This window comes from Providencia sp. wls1943 (assembly GCF_009706275.1).
Lineage (GTDB): Bacteria > Pseudomonadota > Gammaproteobacteria > Enterobacterales > Enterobacteriaceae > Providencia > Providencia zhijiangensis.
Genome location: NZ_WLTU01000023.1, coordinates 227,930 through 246,051, shown reverse-complemented (window position 1 = coordinate 246,051; position 18,122 = coordinate 227,930). Strand labels below are relative to the sequence as shown.

At 43.1% G+C, this 18,122-nt stretch carries 15 protein-coding genes; 10 read left to right on the top strand and 5 right to left on the bottom strand.

Features of this window, described 5'->3' with window-relative positions; translation table 11 throughout:
* Window positions 1-51: 51 nt before the first annotated feature.
* The 6 genes from fkpB (at window position 52) to GKR48_RS12605 (ending at window position 8,546) form a co-directional block, all read left to right on the top strand.
* Window positions 52-522, top strand: a complete 471-nt coding sequence (gene fkpB / locus GKR48_RS12630; protein ID WP_154628328.1) for an FKBP-type peptidyl-prolyl cis-trans isomerase — start codon at window positions 52-54, stop codon at window positions 520-522.
* Window positions 503-1,456, top strand: a complete 954-nt coding sequence (ispH, locus tag GKR48_RS12625; protein ID WP_154628327.1) for a 4-hydroxy-3-methylbut-2-enyl diphosphate reductase — start codon at window positions 503-505, stop codon at window positions 1,454-1,456. Before fkpB ends, ispH begins: the two co-directional genes overlap by 20 nt.
* Before the next feature lie 224 nt (window positions 1,457-1,680).
* Window positions 1,681-2,502, top strand: coding sequence for a 4-hydroxy-tetrahydrodipicolinate reductase (gene dapB / locus GKR48_RS12620; protein WP_154628326.1), 822 nt, complete (start codon window positions 1,681-1,683; stop codon window positions 2,500-2,502).
* 448 nt (window positions 2,503-2,950) lie between these two features.
* Window positions 2,951-4,114 carry a glutamine-hydrolyzing carbamoyl-phosphate synthase small subunit gene (gene carA / locus GKR48_RS12615; RefSeq protein WP_154628325.1) on the top strand — a complete coding sequence of 388 codons (1,164 nt, stop codon included), beginning with the start codon at window positions 2,951-2,953 and terminating at the stop codon, window positions 4,112-4,114.
* Window positions 4,115-4,128: 14 nt separating this feature from the next.
* Window positions 4,129-7,350 carry a carbamoyl-phosphate synthase large subunit gene (gene carB / locus GKR48_RS12610; RefSeq protein ID WP_154628324.1) on the top strand — a complete coding sequence of 1,074 codons (3,222 nt, stop codon included), beginning with the start codon at window positions 4,129-4,131 and terminating at the stop codon, window positions 7,348-7,350.
* A gap of 167 nt (window positions 7,351-7,517) precedes the next feature.
* A complete protein-coding gene (locus GKR48_RS12605) occupies window positions 7,518-8,546 on the top strand; it encodes a MerR family transcriptional regulator (protein WP_154628323.1) in 1,029 nt (342 codons plus the stop codon).
* Window positions 8,547-8,629: 83 nt separating this feature from the next.
* Here GKR48_RS12605 and GKR48_RS12600 read toward each other — a convergent pair whose 3' ends face one another.
* The 3 genes from GKR48_RS12600 to metC form a co-directional block, all read right to left on the bottom strand.
* Window positions 8,630-9,529 (bottom strand): PhzF family phenazine biosynthesis protein, encoded by a 900-nt coding sequence (locus GKR48_RS12600; protein ID WP_154628322.1) that lies wholly within the window; start codon window positions 9,527-9,529, stop codon window positions 8,630-8,632.
* Window positions 9,530-9,667: 138 nt separating this feature from the next.
* Complete coding sequence (locus GKR48_RS12595; protein ID WP_154628321.1) at window positions 9,668-10,342, bottom strand: DedA family protein; 675 nt, start codon at window positions 10,340-10,342, stop codon at window positions 9,668-9,670.
* A gap of 138 nt (window positions 10,343-10,480) precedes the next feature.
* Entirely contained in the window at window positions 10,481-11,665 is a 1,185-nt protein-coding gene (metC, locus tag GKR48_RS12590; RefSeq protein WP_154628320.1) for a cystathionine beta-lyase, read from the bottom strand.
* A gap of 363 nt (window positions 11,666-12,028) precedes the next feature.
* Between metC and exbB the strand changes: the two genes are divergently transcribed.
* The 4 genes from exbB (at window position 12,029) to yedF (ending at window position 16,215) form a co-directional block, all read left to right on the top strand.
* Window positions 12,029-12,970 carry a tonB-system energizer ExbB gene (gene exbB, locus GKR48_RS12585; protein WP_154628319.1) on the top strand — a complete coding sequence of 314 codons (942 nt, stop codon included), beginning with the start codon at window positions 12,029-12,031 and terminating at the stop codon, window positions 12,968-12,970.
* Between the two features lie 5 nt (window positions 12,971-12,975).
* Window positions 12,976-13,407: a TonB system transport protein ExbD gene (exbD, locus tag GKR48_RS12580; protein WP_036950331.1), complete on the top strand. Its 432-nt coding sequence runs from the start codon at window positions 12,976-12,978 to the stop codon at window positions 13,405-13,407.
* Between the two features lie 1,357 nt (window positions 13,408-14,764).
* Window positions 14,765-15,979 (top strand): selenium metabolism membrane protein YedE/FdhT, encoded by a 1,215-nt coding sequence (gene yedE / locus GKR48_RS12575; protein ID WP_154628318.1) that lies wholly within the window; start codon window positions 14,765-14,767, stop codon window positions 15,977-15,979.
* Complete coding sequence (yedF, locus tag GKR48_RS12570; protein ID WP_006657165.1) at window positions 15,976-16,215, top strand: sulfurtransferase-like selenium metabolism protein YedF; 240 nt, start codon at window positions 15,976-15,978, stop codon at window positions 16,213-16,215. Before yedE ends, yedF begins: the two co-directional genes overlap by 4 nt.
* 204 nt (window positions 16,216-16,419) lie before the next feature.
* Here yedF and GKR48_RS12565 read toward each other — a convergent pair whose 3' ends face one another.
* Together GKR48_RS12565 and rdgC are read right to left on the bottom strand one after the other, a co-directional pair.
* Window positions 16,420-16,929, bottom strand: a complete 510-nt coding sequence (locus GKR48_RS12565; protein ID WP_154628317.1) for a GNAT family N-acetyltransferase — start codon at window positions 16,927-16,929, stop codon at window positions 16,420-16,422.
* Between the two features lie 236 nt (window positions 16,930-17,165).
* On the bottom strand, window positions 17,166-18,071 hold the full coding sequence (gene rdgC / locus GKR48_RS12560; protein WP_132496167.1) for a recombination-associated protein RdgC: 906 nt from the start codon (window positions 18,069-18,071) through the stop codon (window positions 17,166-17,168).
* Window positions 18,072-18,122: the final 51 nt, after the last annotated feature.

Here is an 18,122-nt window from a genome sequence, read left to right as displayed (position 1 = left end):
CAGCCCGACGATAGTCGGGCTGAACTTTATGATAAAAAACAGGTTTAGATTATGTCTACTCAAATACAGGCGCAGAGTTCTGTTTTACTGCATTTCACTCTGAAATTAGAAGATGGCTCCACGGCGGATTCTTCTCACGCACAAGGAAAGCCTGCGTTGTTTGCTCTTGGAAATGATTCACTGTCGCCAGAATTAGAAGCCCAACTGATTGGGCTATCTGCAGGTGAAAAGAAAACATTTTCCTTAGCAGGGGATACGGTATTCGGGAAACATAATCCAGACTTAGTGCAATATTTTTCATTGCGTGATTTTATGGAAACGGGGATCCCTGAAATTGGTACCATCATGCTGTTTACGGGCATGAATGGGAGCGAAATGCCGGGCGTCGTGAAAGCTATCGAAGGGGAATCAATTACTGTTGATTTTAACCATCCTCTTGCTGAGCAACAAATCACCTTTGAAATTGAAGTTCTAGAAATAGACCCACAATTGGAGAGTCACCATGCAAATATTAATGGCTAATCCTCGTGGATTTTGTGCGGGTGTTGACCGTGCAATCAGTATTGTTGAACGTGCCTTAGAAATTTATGGCGCACCGATTTACGTTCGCCATGAAGTGGTACATAACCGCTATGTGGTTGATGATTTACGCCAGCGTGGCGCTATCTTCATTGAAGAAATCTCTGAAGTTCCTGATGGCTCTATTCTGATTTTCTCAGCGCATGGCGTTTCACAAGCCATTCGTCAAGAAGCCCGTTCCCGCGATTTAACCATGCTATTTGATGCGACCTGCCCATTAGTGACTAAAGTGCATATGGAAGTGGCTCGCGCCAGCCGTAAAGGTAAAGAAGCGATTTTAATCGGTCACGCCGGGCACCCTGAAGTGGAAGGGACAATGGGGCAATACAATAACCCTGAAGGGGGGATGTATCTTGTTGAAAGCCCAGAAGACGTTTGGAAGCTACAGGTAAAAGATGAAAACAACCTGAGTTTTATGACGCAAACGACGCTTTCGGTGGATGATACCTCGGATGTGATTGATGCGCTCACCCGTCGATTCCCAAATATTGTGGGGCCTCGTAAAGACGATATTTGCTATGCAACCACGAATCGCCAAGAAGCCGCGCGTGAGTTAGCAGAGAAAGCCGATATTGTGTTAGTCGTCGGTTCGAAAAATTCGTCCAACTCAAACCGTTTGGCGGAATTAGCGTCTCGAATGGGGAAAGCGGCATTTCTGATTGATGGTGCAGAAGATATTCAAACCGAGTGGTTAAAAGATAAGAAAATTATCGGATTGACAGCGGGGGCATCCGCGCCGGATATTTTAGTCCGCCAAGTGATTGATAGACTTAAAGAGCAGGGTGCAGACTCCGTGGTGGAGCTACAAGGACGAGAAGAGAATATCGTTTTTGAAGTGCCAAAAGAGTTGCGTGTGGACGTTAAAGAGATTAACTAATACATTGATTTTATTATTATAGTAGCGGCTGATGTAGCCGCTGCTATTTTCTGTTTTTCAGCATTCTATTCCATCCCAATACAATTTTTTCTGATAATCATCCCCCTCTCTACGGTTTTATTAATATCTCCAGATTAGTGCTGGCGTCCCGATTCAAGTTTCTTTAAGGTATAACCAAGATTTTATTTTGGTTTTCGCCTCAAAAATTTACGAAAGGATCAAAAATGGCAGATTCAACTGTACGCGTTGCGATTGTCGGTGCGGGTGGGCGCATGGGGCGCCAATTAATTCAAGCAGCACAAGAGCAAAACGGAATTCAACTTGGCGCAGCCATTGAGCGTGAAGGCTCTTCGCTTATTGGCACAGATGCGGGTGAACTGGCGGGAATTGGGCTAATTGGTGCGAAAGTCGTTAGCGATCTAAATTCCGTGGTTAATGATTTTGATGTACTGATTGATTTCACTCGCCCTGAAGGCACCTTACAGTACTTAGCATTCTGTCAATCTCACCAAAAAGGCATGGTTATCGGAACTACAGGGTTTGATGAACAAGGAAAACTGGCGATTGCAGAAGCTGCAAAATCTATCCCAATTGTCTTCGCTGCCAACTTTAGCGTTGGTGTAAATCTGGTGCTGAAATTACTGGAAAAAGCGGCGAAAGTGATGGGAGATTACACCGATATTGAAATTATTGAAGCGCATCATCGTCATAAAGTCGATGCCCCTTCTGGCACTGCACTGGCGATGGGGGAATCTATCGCGGATGCATTAGGAAAAGATTTGAAAGAGTGCGCGGTGTATGCACGTGAAGGTTATACCGGAGAGCGTGAACCGGGCACGATTGGTTTTGCTACGGTACGTGCTGGCGATATTGTTGGTGAGCACACTGCGATGTTTGCTGATATTGGCGAACGTGTAGAAATAAGTCACAAGGCTTCCAGTCGTATGACCTTTGCTAAAGGTGCGATAAGAGCCTCGTCTTGGGTTAATGGCAAGAAAGATGGTCTATACAACATGAAAGATGTCCTTAATCTTGATGATTTATAGTTTTTTGTAAAATAATTTCTTGTTTAAAATCAGATGGCTTCATTTGAAGTCTCTGGTTTATCATTGTTTATTTGTTTAATCTAATTGTTACTCTTATTTTTCATTGTCTTTGTGCTGTTTTGTCTCTCTTTTACTCAAAAATTGCACTTTAGATCCTCCCTTGTCTGCGCTATTATCCATTTTGCACTTTTCTTCGCTATTAACCGTTTGCTTTTTTACCCATGAATAGTTATTTCATTAGCCTTCTATAGAAAAAACAGGTAAGAATGCAAAAAAGTAAGCTAAAAGTGAAAAAAATGCATTTTTTTCTAGACAAGACTCTATCCCATCATTAGAATGCGCGCAATTTGCCAAAAATTTGCTTAAAAACTCATTTTGGCATTGATTTAGATCGCAAAATCTGAATTAATATGCAAAAAATATGATTGATTATTCTCCGGAGGATGTTTTGATTAAGTCAGCTATATTGGTTCTGGAAGACGGAACCCAATTCCACGGGCGCGCCATTGGTGCTGAAGGGGCCGCTATTGGAGAAGTCGTTTTCAATACTTCAATGACCGGATATCAAGAAATAATTACTGACCCTTCCTATTCCCGCCAAATTGTTACTCTCACTTATCCCCATATTGGTAATGTCGGCACTAATGCTGATGACGAAGAATCTCCTAACGTACATGCTCAAGGCCTTATCATTCGCGACTTACCATTAATCTACAGTAACTTTCGTGGTCAGGAAGGCTTGTCTGAATATCTGAAACGCCACAATGTGGTGGCTATCGCGGATATCGACACGCGCAAACTAACTCGCCTGTTAAGAGAAAAAGGCGCACAAAACGGTTGTATCATCGCAGGGGATAACCCAGATGCGGCGCTGGCTTTAGAAAAAGCACGCAGCTTCTCAGGTTTAAATGGTTTAGATTTAGCAAAAGAAGTTTGCACCAAAGAGATTTACAGCTGGACTCAACGCTCTTGGAACTTAGAAGAAGGGCAACCTGCTGCAAGTAAAGAAGATGAGCTGCCATTACACGTCGTTGCTTACGATTTTGGTGCAAAGCGCAATATTCTGCGTATGTTAGTTGACCGTGGTTGCCGCTTAACCGTAGTTCCAGCAACAACGCCAGCAGAAACGGTGTTAGCGATGAACCCAGATGGGATTTTCTTATCAAACGGCCCTGGCGACCCAGCCCCTTGTGACTACGCTATCAACGCTATCCAAGAATTCTTAAAAACTGAAATTCCAGTATTTGGCATCTGCTTAGGTCACCAATTGCTAGCATTAGCAAGCGGCGCCAATACCATGAAGATGAAGTTTGGTCACCACGGTGCTAACCACCCAGTTAAAGATTTAGACAAAGACGTGGTGATGATCACTGCTCAAAACCACGGTTTTGCGGTTGATGAATCCACACTACCCGACACATTGCGTGTGACACACAAATCGCTGTTTGATGGCACCTTACAAGGCATCCATCGCACAGACAAACCGGCATTCAGTTTCCAAGGTCACCCAGAAGCCAGTTCTGGTCCTCATGATGCCGCAGGTCTTTTTGACCACTTCATTGATTTAATCAACGAATATCGTCAAAACACACCACGTTCAAACGCAAAATAATCGGGAGCAAGAAAATGGCAAAACGTACAGATATTAAAAGCATTCTGATCCTCGGTGCGGGCCCGATTGTTATCGGCCAAGCGTGTGAGTTTGACTATTCAGGTGCGCAAGCGTGTAAAGCGCTGAGAGAAGAAGGCTACCGCGTTATTCTGGTGAACTCGAACCCAGCAACTATCATGACTGACCCAGAAATGGCGGATGCAACCTACATCGAGCCAATTCACTGGGAAGTGGTACGTAAAATCATTGAAAAAGAGCGCCCAGATGCAGTATTACCAACCATGGGTGGACAAACCGCGCTGAACTGCGCCCTTGAGCTTGAGCGTCAAGGTGTACTGGCTGAATTTGGCGTGACCATGATTGGTGCGACTGCGGACGCGATTGATAAAGCAGAAGACCGCCAACGCTTTGATAAAGCGATGAAAAAAATCGGTTTAGGCACAGCGCGTTCAGGTATCGCACACACAATGGAAGAAGCTAACGCCGTCGCTGATGATGTTGGTTTCCCGTGTATCATTCGTCCATCGTTCACCATGGGGGGTTCCGGTGGCGGTATCGCGTATAACCGTGAAGAATTTGAAGAAATTTGTACTCGCGGTTTAGATTTATCCCCAACTAACGAACTGTTAATCGATGAGTCGTTAATTGGTTGGAAAGAGTACGAAATGGAAGTGGTACGCGATAAGAAAGATAACTGCATCATCGTCTGCTCCATTGAAAACTTCGACGCAATGGGAATTCACACTGGTGACTCCATCACCGTCGCACCTGCGCAAACACTGACAGATAAAGAATACCAAATCATGCGTGATGCCTCGATGGCAGTACTGCGTGAAATCGGTGTTGAAACTGGGGGTTCTAACGTTCAGTTCGCGGTTAACCCGAAAGATGGTCGCTTAATTGTTATCGAGATGAACCCACGTGTTTCTCGTTCATCCGCACTCGCGTCAAAAGCAACGGGCTTCCCAATCGCTAAAATCGCTGCCAAATTAGCAGTCGGTTACACTCTCGATGAGCTGATGAATGACATCACAGGCGGTCGTACTCCTGCGTCATTTGAGCCATCTATCGACTACGTTGTAACCAAAATTCCTCGCTTTAACTTCGAAAAATTCGCAGGCAGCAATGACCGTCTGACCACCCAAATGAAATCAGTGGGTGAAGTGATGGCTATCGGTCGCACATTCCAAGAATCTATGCAAAAAGCGCTGCGTGGACTGGAAGTGGGCGCAACTGGCTTCGACCCGAAAGTGAGCCAGGACGACCCAGAATCGTTAACTCGCATTCGTCGCGAACTGAAAGATGCGGGCTCTGACCGTATTTGGTACATCGCTGATGCATTCCGCGCAGGCCTATCTATCGATGGTATCTTCAACCTGACCAATATCGACCGCTGGTTCTTAGTGCAAATTGAAGAGCTGGTGCGTTTAGAAAACGAAGTGGCAGAGTTAGGTATCAACGGTCTGACTAAAGATTTCTTACGCCAACTGAAGCGCAAAGGTTTTGCGGATGCGCGCTTAGCAAGTTTAGTGGGTGTGTCTGAAGCGGAATTACGTAAGTTACGTCAAAGCTATGATTTACATCCGGTTTATAAGCGTGTAGATACCTGTGCGGCTGAGTTTGCAACCGACACTGCATACATGTACTCCACTTATGAAGACGAATGCGAATCCAATCCGAACAATGATAAACCAAAAATCATGGTATTAGGTGGCGGTCCAAACCGTATCGGACAAGGTATCGAATTTGACTACTGCTGCGTACACGCTTCATTAGCGCTGCGTGAAGATGGTTATGAAACCATCATGGTCAACTGTAACCCAGAAACGGTTTCAACAGACTATGACACGTCTGACCGCCTCTATTTCGAACCCGTGACACTGGAAGATGTGTTAGAGATCGTTCGCATCGAACAGCCGAAAGGGGTGATTGTTCAGTACGGTGGTCAAACGCCACTGAAATTAGCTCGAGCTCTGGAAGCAGCGGGTGTGCCGGTTATTGGTACTAGCCCAGATGCGATTGACCGTGCAGAAGACCGTGAGCGTTTCCAGCAAGCGGTTAACCGCCTAAACCTGAAACAGCCACAAAATGCGACTGTTGCAACTATCGAACAAGCTGTTGAAAAAGCAGCGGGTATCGGCTATCCGCTGGTGGTTCGTCCATCTTATGTACTGGGTGGTCGTGCGATGGAAATCGTTTATGACGAAGTTGACCTGCGTCGCTACTTCCAAACCGCGGTGAGTGTGTCTAACGATGCACCAGTCCTATTAGACCGCTTCCTTGATGATGCGATTGAAGTTGATGTGGATGCAATTTGCGACGGTGAAATGGTGCTGATTGGCGGAATTATGGAGCACATTGAGCAAGCGGGTGTTCACTCTGGTGACTCGGCATGTTCACTGCCAGCTTATACATTAAGCCAAGAAATTCAGGATGTGATGCGTGAACAAGTGCGCAGTCTGGCATTCGAATTACGCGTTCGCGGTCTGATGAACGTCCAGTTCGCGGTGAAGAATAATGAAGTTTACCTAATTGAAGTGAACCCGCGTGCCGCAAGAACGGTGCCATTTGTTTCTAAAGCAACAGGCGTACCACTAGCGAAAGTCGCCGCGCGTGTTATGGCGGGTCAAACACTGACTCAGCAAGGTGTGACTAAAGAAGTCATTCCACCTTACTACTCAGTCAAAGAAGTGGTTCTGCCATTCAACAAGTTCCAAGGTGTTGACCCAATCCTCGGGCCAGAAATGCGCTCAACGGGTGAAGTGATGGGGGTTGGTCGCACATTTGCTGAAGCATTTGCTAAAGCGATGTTAGGCAGCAACTCAACCATGAAGAAATCTGGTCGCGCACTGCTGTCTGTTCGTGAAGGCGATAAAACAAAAGTTGTTGATTTAGCAGCGAAACTGCTGAAACACGGTTTTGAGTTAGATGCGACTCACGGAACGGCGATTGTCCTGGGTGAAGCGGGTATCAACCCACGTTTAGTGAATAAAGTTCACGAAGGTCGTCCGCACATTCAAGACCGTATTAAGAATGGTGAATATAACTACATCGTGAATACGACTGCGGGTCGCCAAGCGATTGAAGATTCAAAACTCATTCGCGGTAGCGCACTGCGTTACAAAGTTCACTATGATACAACCCTCAACGGTGGCTTTGCGACGGCATTATCTCTGAGCGCAGACCCAACGGATAAAGTGATTTCTGTACAAGAGATGCACGCATTAATTAAATAATCATTGATTCGATGATTATTAACCCCAGTGGTGTTATCGCCTCTGGGGTTTTTTTATGGGTAGCGAAAAAGTGGAATAAATTAATATAAATGAAAAATAGTGCACAATAGTGATTGACCCTCACGTAACGTGAGGCACTAACCTGCATTTCAGGACAGGAGGCACAGATGCTATTTCAAGTAGGTGAGATCGCAGAGAAAACAGGATTAACCATTCGTACCCTTCACCATTATGAAGAGATTGGTTTATTACTGCCGACTGCCAGAACCGATGCAGGTTATCGACTCTATAATATGCAATGTATTGAACGTTTGACGCAAATTCAGATGCTGCGTCAGGTGGGAGTCAAACTGAAAGACATCGGTGAGTTACTTAATGGTCACAGTGGTGATATCTCTCTTTTGCTGCAAGAGCGTATTAGTCTATTAACCGAGCAGATGAAGCAGATAGAAAAACTGCGTTCACGCCTCGAGCGCTTACAGCAGCAAATGCAGCAGGGAGATAACCCCACTCAGGCCGATTGGTTTTCCTTATTGGAGATGATGTCGATGTTTGATAAATACTTTACCCCTCAAGAGCTTGAGCAATTGCCGTTATACACGGCGAACACATTGAAAAATCAAGAGTGGCAGCAGCGGGTCGCCACAGTAAAATCGTTAATGGGAAAAGGTGAATCACCGAAATCAGCCGAAGTACAAGCGGTTGCTGTTGAGTGGATGACGGCCTTGGAAAGAGATACAGGCGGAAACCCTGATTTCTTTGCGCGTTTAAATCAAATTCACTTAACCGACAATGAGCTAATGTTCTCGACGGGGATCACCGAAGCGATGATTGACTTTGTGGCTCGGGGCTTTAGTGAATATCAATTATCGCGTTTTAAACCCCATTTAACCGCAGAACAATTTGCTTTTGTTAGCCAGCATTACTTTGAATCTGGCAAAGTGTGGCCTGAATTTATTTCAGGAATTTATACTGCATTAAAAGCGGGGGATGCACCAGATTCGCCGAATGCGCAGAAGTTGGCGGGGATGTGGTTAACAATGTTTAACCAGTTTACTGGGGGCGACCCCGTATTACAGGAAAAAATTCGCACGATTTATCGCGAAGATCCGGTGATTTCTCAAGGCACATGGATGACGCCAGAAATTGGCCAGTATCTATTTTCTGCTATTAATTACTTATTGGCGAAGCAATAACAGCATAACGTAATAGAGCATTTTAGATATCAAAGTCGTGACAGAATATGCCGCGACTTTTTTGTTTGGGGTGGGTTAGTAGACTAAAAATGGACGGTTTGGATACCGATTGTTGCTGCTTGTCCACCCACACAAACTCGGCTGATAGCCTGATCTTGATGAGAAATTTCCACTTGAATTTGCGAGGAGCATCCCATTGCCCGCCCTTGCTCTAACAGAAAATAGGTTTCTGTGGGGAAGACATGTTTCACCAGATAACAGCCAAGAGCACCGCTTGAGCTGCCAGTTGCAGACTCTTCATTAATTCCGTATAGCGGAGCAAAATTTCGGCAATGGGCAGTGAAAGGTAACGTTGAGCTCAATTCAAAAACATGGAAACCAATTGAATCAAATTCACGGCTTAGCTGTGCGATAGCATCATAATTAGGTTTTAAATTATCTAATTGATTGGGTTGCACGGGGACTAAAATATCAGGTAATCCAGTGGAGATAATTTCAATAGGCAAGCCTGTTTTCGTGATTGTCTCGGTTGGGATACCTAATGCTGCGGCGACGGCATTCACATCAGGCCCTTGGCGACTAACGGGAAGAGTTTGTTGCATAATGACCCCATCAGCACTGACCGTAACATTTAGAATACCTGCTTTGGTTTTTTGGGAGTAGGTACCAGCGCCCAACTGGTTCAGTGAAAATAGGGTAAAAAAGACAGCCAATGTCGCGTGCCCACAAAAATCGACTTCACTTTCAGGAGTGAAAAAATCCACTTTAAAATCTGTTTCTTCACCCGCACTTTCTCCGGTATAGACAAATGCCGTTTCGGAAAATCCCACTTGGCGAGCAATCGCAATTTTTTGTGCATCACTGAGTTTCGGGGGATTGAGTACGACTCCAGCAGGGTTTCCGCCTGTGTTATTTCGAGTAAATGAATTTACAAGGTGAACGTTAAGCGTGTGTTCATCTGTAGGTATTGCTGTGTTTTGCATAGTGACTCCAAGGTAATTAAGCGCTTTTTTATTATTTATGGGGATGAAAGGGGCGCATATTGAGAGGTAGATGTGGGTTTTGTAGCGGCGACCAAACACTGAAACTTGTGTTGGTCGCGTTAGATTTAGGCGTGCAATTTAGCTTTCTTTGCTGCCTTTTAAAGCTTTACGGTGCTTCCAGTAGACGATAATGGAGCCAATCAAACCACTGACCAACAGCACAACAGGGATGATCATCAGTGCGGTGATCACGATTTGTTCATGCTCTTTAACGAAAGGAATTTGGTTAACGGCATAGCCCAAAGTTACTATAATACCGACCCACAATAACCCGCTAAGCCAGTTGAATAACTGGAAACGGCGATGGCTTAAATCGGATAATCCCGCTAACAATGGCAGTAATGTTCTTACAAATGCCAGAAAGCGTCCGATCAATAATGCATATAAACCTTGTCGGTTAAACATGTCATTAGCTTTTTTATGATATTCCTCAGGGAGTTGAGAAAGCCAGCGTTTAACAATCTTCGTTTCACTTAACCAACGCCCTTGAACAAATCCAAGCCAGCAGCCTAAACTCGCAGCCGTCGCCAGCAGCAAGATTGTGGGGACAAAGTGCAAAACACCCTTGGCAATCAGTGCACCAGAAAGCAGTAAAAGGGTATCACCCGGTAAAAATGCAGCGGGGAGCACGCCATTTTCTAATACAATCACCACAAAGAGTACGGTGTAAATTACCCAGAGAACTTCTGGGTTGGCGAGCTTCATAAAATCGTGTTGCCAAAGTGCCAGTACGATTTCGCGTATGACTTCCATAATCGTTCCTGTATCTGCATAAAGCGAATTATTGGGCTCTATATTACAGGAAAAATTTCAGCCTAGTTTGATTTGTTTGGGTAATTATCTAAAAGGCAGCGATTAACTGCCTAATAGTTAAGGACGGAATGTTGATGTTTAAATTCGCGTGAAGGCGCGTTGTAAATCATCAATGAGATCCTGCGGATGCTCTAAGCCGACATGTAGACGGAAAAATGACCCGTTATCAGGTTGATAATCATATTGACGCATACTGAGTAAATCTTCGGTTTGATAACCAAGAATCAGCGATTCAAACCCGCCCCATGAATATCCCATTTTAAAATGGCTAAAGTGATCGAGAAAATCACTGAACTGTTTAGGGGATAACCTCGAGGTTAATTGGAATGAAAACAAACCGTTACAGCCGCTAAAGTCCCGCTTAAAGAATTCATGCCCAGGGTGGCTTGGGAGCGCAGGGTGAAAAACACGTGACACCGCGGGGTGCTCCGCTAACCAATTTGCGACGGTTAAACTGTTCAGTTCATGCTGTTTGAGACGGGTTGGTAGGGTGTGAAGTCCTCTACCTGCCATGTAAACGGTATCAGGATCGGCAGTTTGCCCCAATAAATAGGAGTTTTCTCGCAAGGTTTCGATACAGCGTTGGTTGCCAACAGCGACCCCTAACATGCCATCCGAATGGCCATTGATGTATTTTGTCGCGGATTGAATAGAGATATCCACATCAAATAAAAGAGGTTTAAGTAAGACTCCCGCAGCCCATGTATTATCGATCATGATAATGATTTCTGGGGATTTTTGGCGAATGGCTTTTACGATGGCGGGCAGGTCGTGCACTTCCATGGTGATAGAACCTGGTGATTCCAAAAAGACAATTTTCGTATTTGGACGAATTAAATCGGCAATTTTTGCACCAATCAATGGGTCGAAATAATTCGTTTCAACATTCAAATTAGTGAGGATTTTGTCGCAGAAGTTTTGTGTTGGATCATAGGCAGACCCCGTGACCAGAATATGATCCCCCGCGCTAATAAACGACATAATGGCATTGGTGATTGCAGCTGCACCTGAAGGATAAAGAACACAGCCTGCTCCACATTCCAATTCGGTCATCGCTTCTTGGAAAGCAAAATGGGTTTGTGTGCCTCGGCGACCATACATTAATACGCCATTCGCACGATTGCGTACCGCGTGCTTTTTATCTTCTACCGAATCAAAAATTACGGAAGAGGTGCGCTGAATGACAGGGTTTACCCCTTTTTGAGTGAATTTAGGGTTTCTACCAAGATGCACGAGCTGGGTTTCTGGTCTTATGTTTGCCATTGAGCTATCCCTTATTTACCGATAGAAAATCAAATGATTGGCTAAGTTATCACCTGACGTTAAATGATTTTGGTCTACCAGAGCAAGAACAAAAGTGGCTAGCTGAATTTTCTTCATTATCAAGTCGTAAATCGTGTTGCCTTGCAATCACATTATGAGGGTAATGTTGATGAGCGACAAAAAATTGCGAATACTAATGATAATTACTATCAATTCGTGGTGTGTTTGATATTATCTGACATCTTGACGAAAAGAGATGAATGCGTGAATCAAATTTCGCTTTTAATGGTTAGTCGATGAATGGCACAATCATCGATATAAATTTTTTTATACAACACAAAATAAGAGAGTAAAGGCCAACTGATGCGTAAATTAACAGCTTCTATTCTATTGGCGATCGGCTTAATGGGCACGGCATCCGCAGAAACAACACCCGCTGTCACACCTACTACACCAGTAGCTAACCAAGGTTCAACAGCAGCTCCTGCAAATACACTTTCCACAACGGAAGTGACTGCTACTCCAGCAACGACAACTCCAGCAACAACACCGGAATCTGTCGTGACAAATACGGTAGTGACTGAAAATGTTGAGATTGCGACTGAAGCTCACGGTGGCGGTTTTGATCAGGATTTATCGGTTTGGGGTATGTACCAAAACGCAGATGTTGTTGTAAAAACGGTGATGATTGGTCTGTTACTCGCATCCGTGATTACATGGGCGCTATTCTTATCCAAAGGAAGTGAGATTTTAATTGCACGCCGTCGTTTAAAAGATGAAGCAAAAGCAATTGCAGAAGTAAAATCTCTTGATGAAGCCGTATCTATCGCGGAAGGGTTTAAAGCGGGCAGTATTACGCGCATGTTATTAGCTGAAGCGACAACAGAAAGGGCGCTTTCGGCAAACAGCCAAGATCTTGCGGGTATTAAAGACCGTACAGGTTTCCGTTTAGAAAGAGCGGTTGCAGCAATCAGCCGTTATATGGGACGTGGAAATGGTTATTTAGCAACAATTGGTGCGATTTCTCCATTTGTCGGTCTATTCGGTACCGTGTGGGGGATCATGAATAGCTTCATAGGTATTGCTCACTCTCAAACCACAAACTTAGCGGTTGTTGCTCCAGGGATCGCAGAAGCGCTGCTGGCAACGGCAATCGGTCTTATTGCCGCGATTCCTGCGGTGGTTATCTACAATATTTTTGCTCGTATGATCAACAACTATCGTGGTCAAGTGGGTGATGTTGCTGCACAAGCAGCGTTGTTACTGGGGCGTGACCTCGATCTGGCAAACAGCAAAGCAAGGTAATTATTATGGCAATGCGTTTAGGTGACGAACAAGACGATAGCGGTGAAATGCATGAAATCAACGTAACACCGTTTATCGATGTTATGTTGGTTCTGCTGATTATCTTTATGGTTGCAGCGCCACTGGCTACCGTTGATATTAAAGTCGACTTACCTGCTTCCACTGCGAAGCCTCAGCCTCGACCAGAAAAGCCAGTATTCTTAACTGTGAAATCAGATAGTCAGCTGTTTATCGGTGAGCAAGCGGTAAGTAAAGAGCAGTTAGGTTCAACCCTTGATCAAGCCACAAACACCAATAAAGAAACCACAATTTTCTTCCAAGCGGATAAAAGTGTGGATTATGAAACGATGATGGATGTAATGAATGCATTGCGTCAATCGGGGTATCTCAAGATTGGTTTAGTCGGTATGGAAGCAACCGCGGCTAACGCTAAATAGCTAAGTTGTTTCACGTAATCATGCGTTTTATCTCTGTATCTCGGGTGATATTTTCACGTTGATGCTTTGAGATAAAACGCATTTTTTTATGCCTATCAATTTTTATACACCCTATCTTTTGCATATTCTTGCAACCTTTCTGATAAAAAATGCCCTCTCTTTATAGTTTCACAAACAAAAGGTTTAATTTTATTCGGAATTTCTTCTTATTTTATTTAAGTTAGGGCAGAATTTAAACTCTGCTCACATAAAATCAATTTCAAAAAAAAATTGATAAGGTTAATTGAAAATAAACCATCCATATTGTGCGGGATTATACATATATGGAGTAATTCCATTGGACACTCTAAATAAGAATATCTATTTTGGAGTATTTTGTGTGGGTTATCATGGAACTTACTGATTATTAGAATAATCATGAGTAAATACGAAATTGTCGTTCAAAATAACAGCAGGTTTGGCCAGTTAGATGATGCTCAAATAGGAAGAGAGAATAATAAAAATTATTAATATATTTAACTCTAATTGAAATGATAAAAAAAGCGAGTAAATAAGCAGGTTAATTTTATTAATATAAGCGTTATTAATAAAATTATTTTAAATTTACTTGAATAATGAAATATAAATATGTAATTACTGTTATAAATGCCAAATTGATACTTTTATGAGTGATTTTGCGCATAACTAATTGTTATTTATTGTTATTTTTATTTTCCACTAACAATCCTTAAATAAAATAAAAAAACACTTGCGCAACATTTCATGAGCGCTATAATGCAGCTAATAACATTTAGAAATACTTTTTAATAACTTTTCATCTCGAGTTTTTTATTTTCAATTTACTAATGCTAGGGAATAAATAAAGTACTAGTTGATGTTTGATTAGGCTTTATATTAAAAATAAATATAATCAATTATACTCGAGTGTACGATGTTTAGTTGTTAGATGTAAGTTTGAATGTTATTGCTGAAGTCAAATGGGCTGACTTTAGACGACACACAGCAAAATGATGTAATAAAAATATTTCATATTATACTCCTCTATAAATAAGATAAGACTATACTTCCATGCGCCATCATTATGATGGCGTTTTTTTTGTATATTTATTTATCTTTTAAGCATCAGCTGTGCCATCAGAATTTATGTAAAGAATAGACGATATGCTGTGTGATGAAGCATGTGGCTAAATCAATCTTTCTGAGAATATTCATAATTTATTATTTAATGATAAAAAGTATCAGAGTATGATGTGCACCTCTTCGCTGTGGGGCATTTAGCTATACATCATTTAGCAACACATCATACAACAGCGAAATTCTTTGCCAGGTGCTGGCTTGAATCATTCTGGAAGTAAAAATGACTTGGTCTGAGTTTAAATCTCACTATCTCATCGGTTTTTGGAAACCGTTACCTGCGGTGATTGCGGCAGGTATCTTATCGACTTATTATTTTGGTTTAACGGGCACTTTTTGGGCTGTAACCGGTGAGTTTACCCGCTGGGGTGGACATATCATGCAGCTATTTGGTGCACATCCAGAAGAGTGGGGATATTTCAAAGTTATTGGTTTTCAAGGATCACCATTAGATAGAATTGATGGTGTGATGATTATCGGTATGTTTGCTGGCTGTTTTGCCGCAGCACTTTGGGCAAATAATGTGAAAATTCGTATGCCGCAGCATCGGGTTCGAATTTTTCAAGCCATCCTCGGCGGGATTATAGCTGGATTTGGCGCTCGTCTCGCCATGGGATGTAACTTAGCCGCATTCTTTACGGGTATCCCTCAATTCTCATTACACGCTTGGTTCTTTGCTGTAGCGACTGCGGTCGGCTCCTACTTTGGTGCCAAATTCACCCTGCTGCCAATGTTCCGTATCGCGGTAAAATTGAAAAAAGTCTCAACAGCATCGCCATTAACTCAAAATCCGAATACAGCTAAAAAACGCTTTAAGTTAGGCATGGCTATCTTTGCTGTCGCGCTTGCGTGGGGCTTTTATACATTACTGGATGCTCCAGTCATGGGCTTTGCTATCTTATGTGGGATTGGTTTTGGTTTACTGATTGAACGCGCCCAAATTTGTTTTACTTCAGCGTTTCGTGATTTATGGATCACGGGTCGTACTCATATGGCGAAAGCGATTATCATTGGTATGGCGGTCAGTGCGATTGGTATTTTCAGTTATGTGCAATTGGGCGCGACACCTAAGATTATGTGGGCAGGCCCAAATGCTGTGATTGGTGGGTTACTGTTCGGATTTGGTATTGTCTTAGCAGGTGGCTGTGAAACTGGCTGGATGTACCGTGCCGTTGAAGGTCAAGTTCATTACTGGTGGGTCGGTTTCGGTAATATTATTGGCGCGACTATCTTAGCGTATTACTGGGATGATTTAGGTCCATGGTTAGCCACAGACTTTGACAAAGTGAATTTGCTAGAGACATTTGGTCCGCAAGGTGGCTTGCTGGTTACATACGCTTTATTAGGCATTGCATTCATTTTGATGCTGGTATGGGAAAAATATTTCTTCCGTAAACGTGCCCAAAAACTGACGAATACTTCCATGGAGGCCGCATGAGCCATAAAGAAATAGTACCGGATTATCGATTAGATATGGTGGGGGAACCTTGCCCATACCCTGCGGTTGCGACGTTAGAAGCAATGCCATCGTTAAAACCTGGAGAGATATTAGAAGTGGTGAGTGATTGCCCACAATCTATCAATAATATCCCTTTAGATGCAAAAAATTATGGTTATAAAGTGTTGGATATTCAACAAGATGGTCCAACTATTCGTTATCTTATCCAAAAATAACAAATACGCGTCATATTTTGCACTGTCGCGGTGTTGGCTTCATGCGTTAGCCCTAGCCACATACTTGTGTATGCTACTAGGGTCTAACGCATTTGCCGCCTTGCGACAGCACAAACTATTTAGCGTATTTCAGTGATACCCTAAAATATTAAAGCTACCTATCAGTCGTGAAATTACAACTGATAGGTATAGGTGATAGTTCGGTTACTCATCTTGCCAGTTAGCAAGATCCAGCACTAATTCACACTCGTCATCGATATAACCGCCAGTCGGAATAAAGCCAAGTTTTTGGTAAAACTCAAATGGGCTCTCTTCGCCTTCACCGCAACTATTATACAGCCGTGGGTAACCTTTCTTTTTCAAGTAACGGATCACTTGAATTAATGCTTCACGCCCAAATCCTAATTTTTGGTAGGGCTCGGCTATCATAAATCGCCATAGCATAATGCCATCGTATTCAAGCTCATCATCATCTAACCCTGAGTGCAGCATAATGAATCCTACAGGGACATTATCTGCATAAATGCCTCGGTACCAAGCACAGTCAGAGAATTGTGCCTCAACCATGGAATAGGCATTATCTGCCACCATGCTGCGTTGTGCTTCACTGAGTGTATGACTCAGCAAACAGATTTCCGAAAAGTTTTCAGCTGTTACCTTCTGCAAGGAGACAACGGAATTTTCATCCACTTCTGGCTCGATGAACTCTATCATAACCATTCCTTCGCTCGAATATTGACCAAAGCTTCACGAGGAAGCTGCTTGAGTTGTTATTATTGAATAATCAAAATTGCTACTGATTTGTTACATGGATGTAATTTAATCAACCAGAGATCGGGTAGGCAGTCAATGACTTAATTGTGGCTATGCAAGCGGGGTCTAAAAAGAAAATGGCAACTTGCGTAAATGCCCGTTGCCATCGTGAAGTTAGGATAAAAAGCTAAATAATATTAATGTTCGGCTTCACCGCCTAAAACATCAATTAAGCGAGCGATTAAGGCGCTGAGTTCGCCAGTCATCAGAATATAGTCAGCATCAAATTTCTGAGCAAAATCCTCTTTAGGAATATCGTCATTTTGCTCTTTTAGCTTTTCACTGAATTTCAGTTTCTTCAGAGAGCCGTCATCTGACAGCATAAACTGAACGCGCTCTTCCCAATCTAACGATAATTTCGTTACTAATTTACCAGCTTCGATATGGGTGGCAATTTCATCAGAAATTAAGTCTTGTTTCTTACAACGGATGATCCCGCCTTCTTCTAAAATCGCTTTTAGCTCCGCTTCATCCATAGCAGCAAAACCTTGAGGTAATGCGCCAGAACGTACCCATTCAGTCAGCGTTAATTCAATCGGGTCTTTAAAGGTCAGGGGAACAACAGGAAGCGAGCCTAAGCTTTTGCGTAATAACGCTAAATTATCTTCAGCGCGTTTAGCACTAGCAGCATCGACTATAATCAGCTGATTAACGGTATCAATCCAAATGTAGGTTTTACTGAATTTACTGAATGCGCGCGGAAGTAAGTCATGAACCACTTCATCTTTTAGCGAGGCTTTTTCCGTTTTTTTCAGTTGGCGACCTTGGTCTGCTTCTAATTTTTCAATTTTCTCTTGTAATGCTTGCTTGATCACGGGGGATGGCAGCATCTTATCTTCTTTCTTGGCACAAATAAGAATTTGATTATTTGCAGCATGGGTAAGTGCATCTGCCCCACGCATTGGTGGAACCCAGCCAGTTTTCATCATGTCTTGGCTTCCACAAGGGGTATAAGCTAGCGGCGCAAGTTGTCTTTCCAGATCATCCGCGGAGAGTGCCAAATCCCGATTCAGGCGATAGACCAATATATTCTTGAACCACATGAAAAACCTACCTTTGTCATTAAAAACATGTTTAGCAAGGCGGACATGATA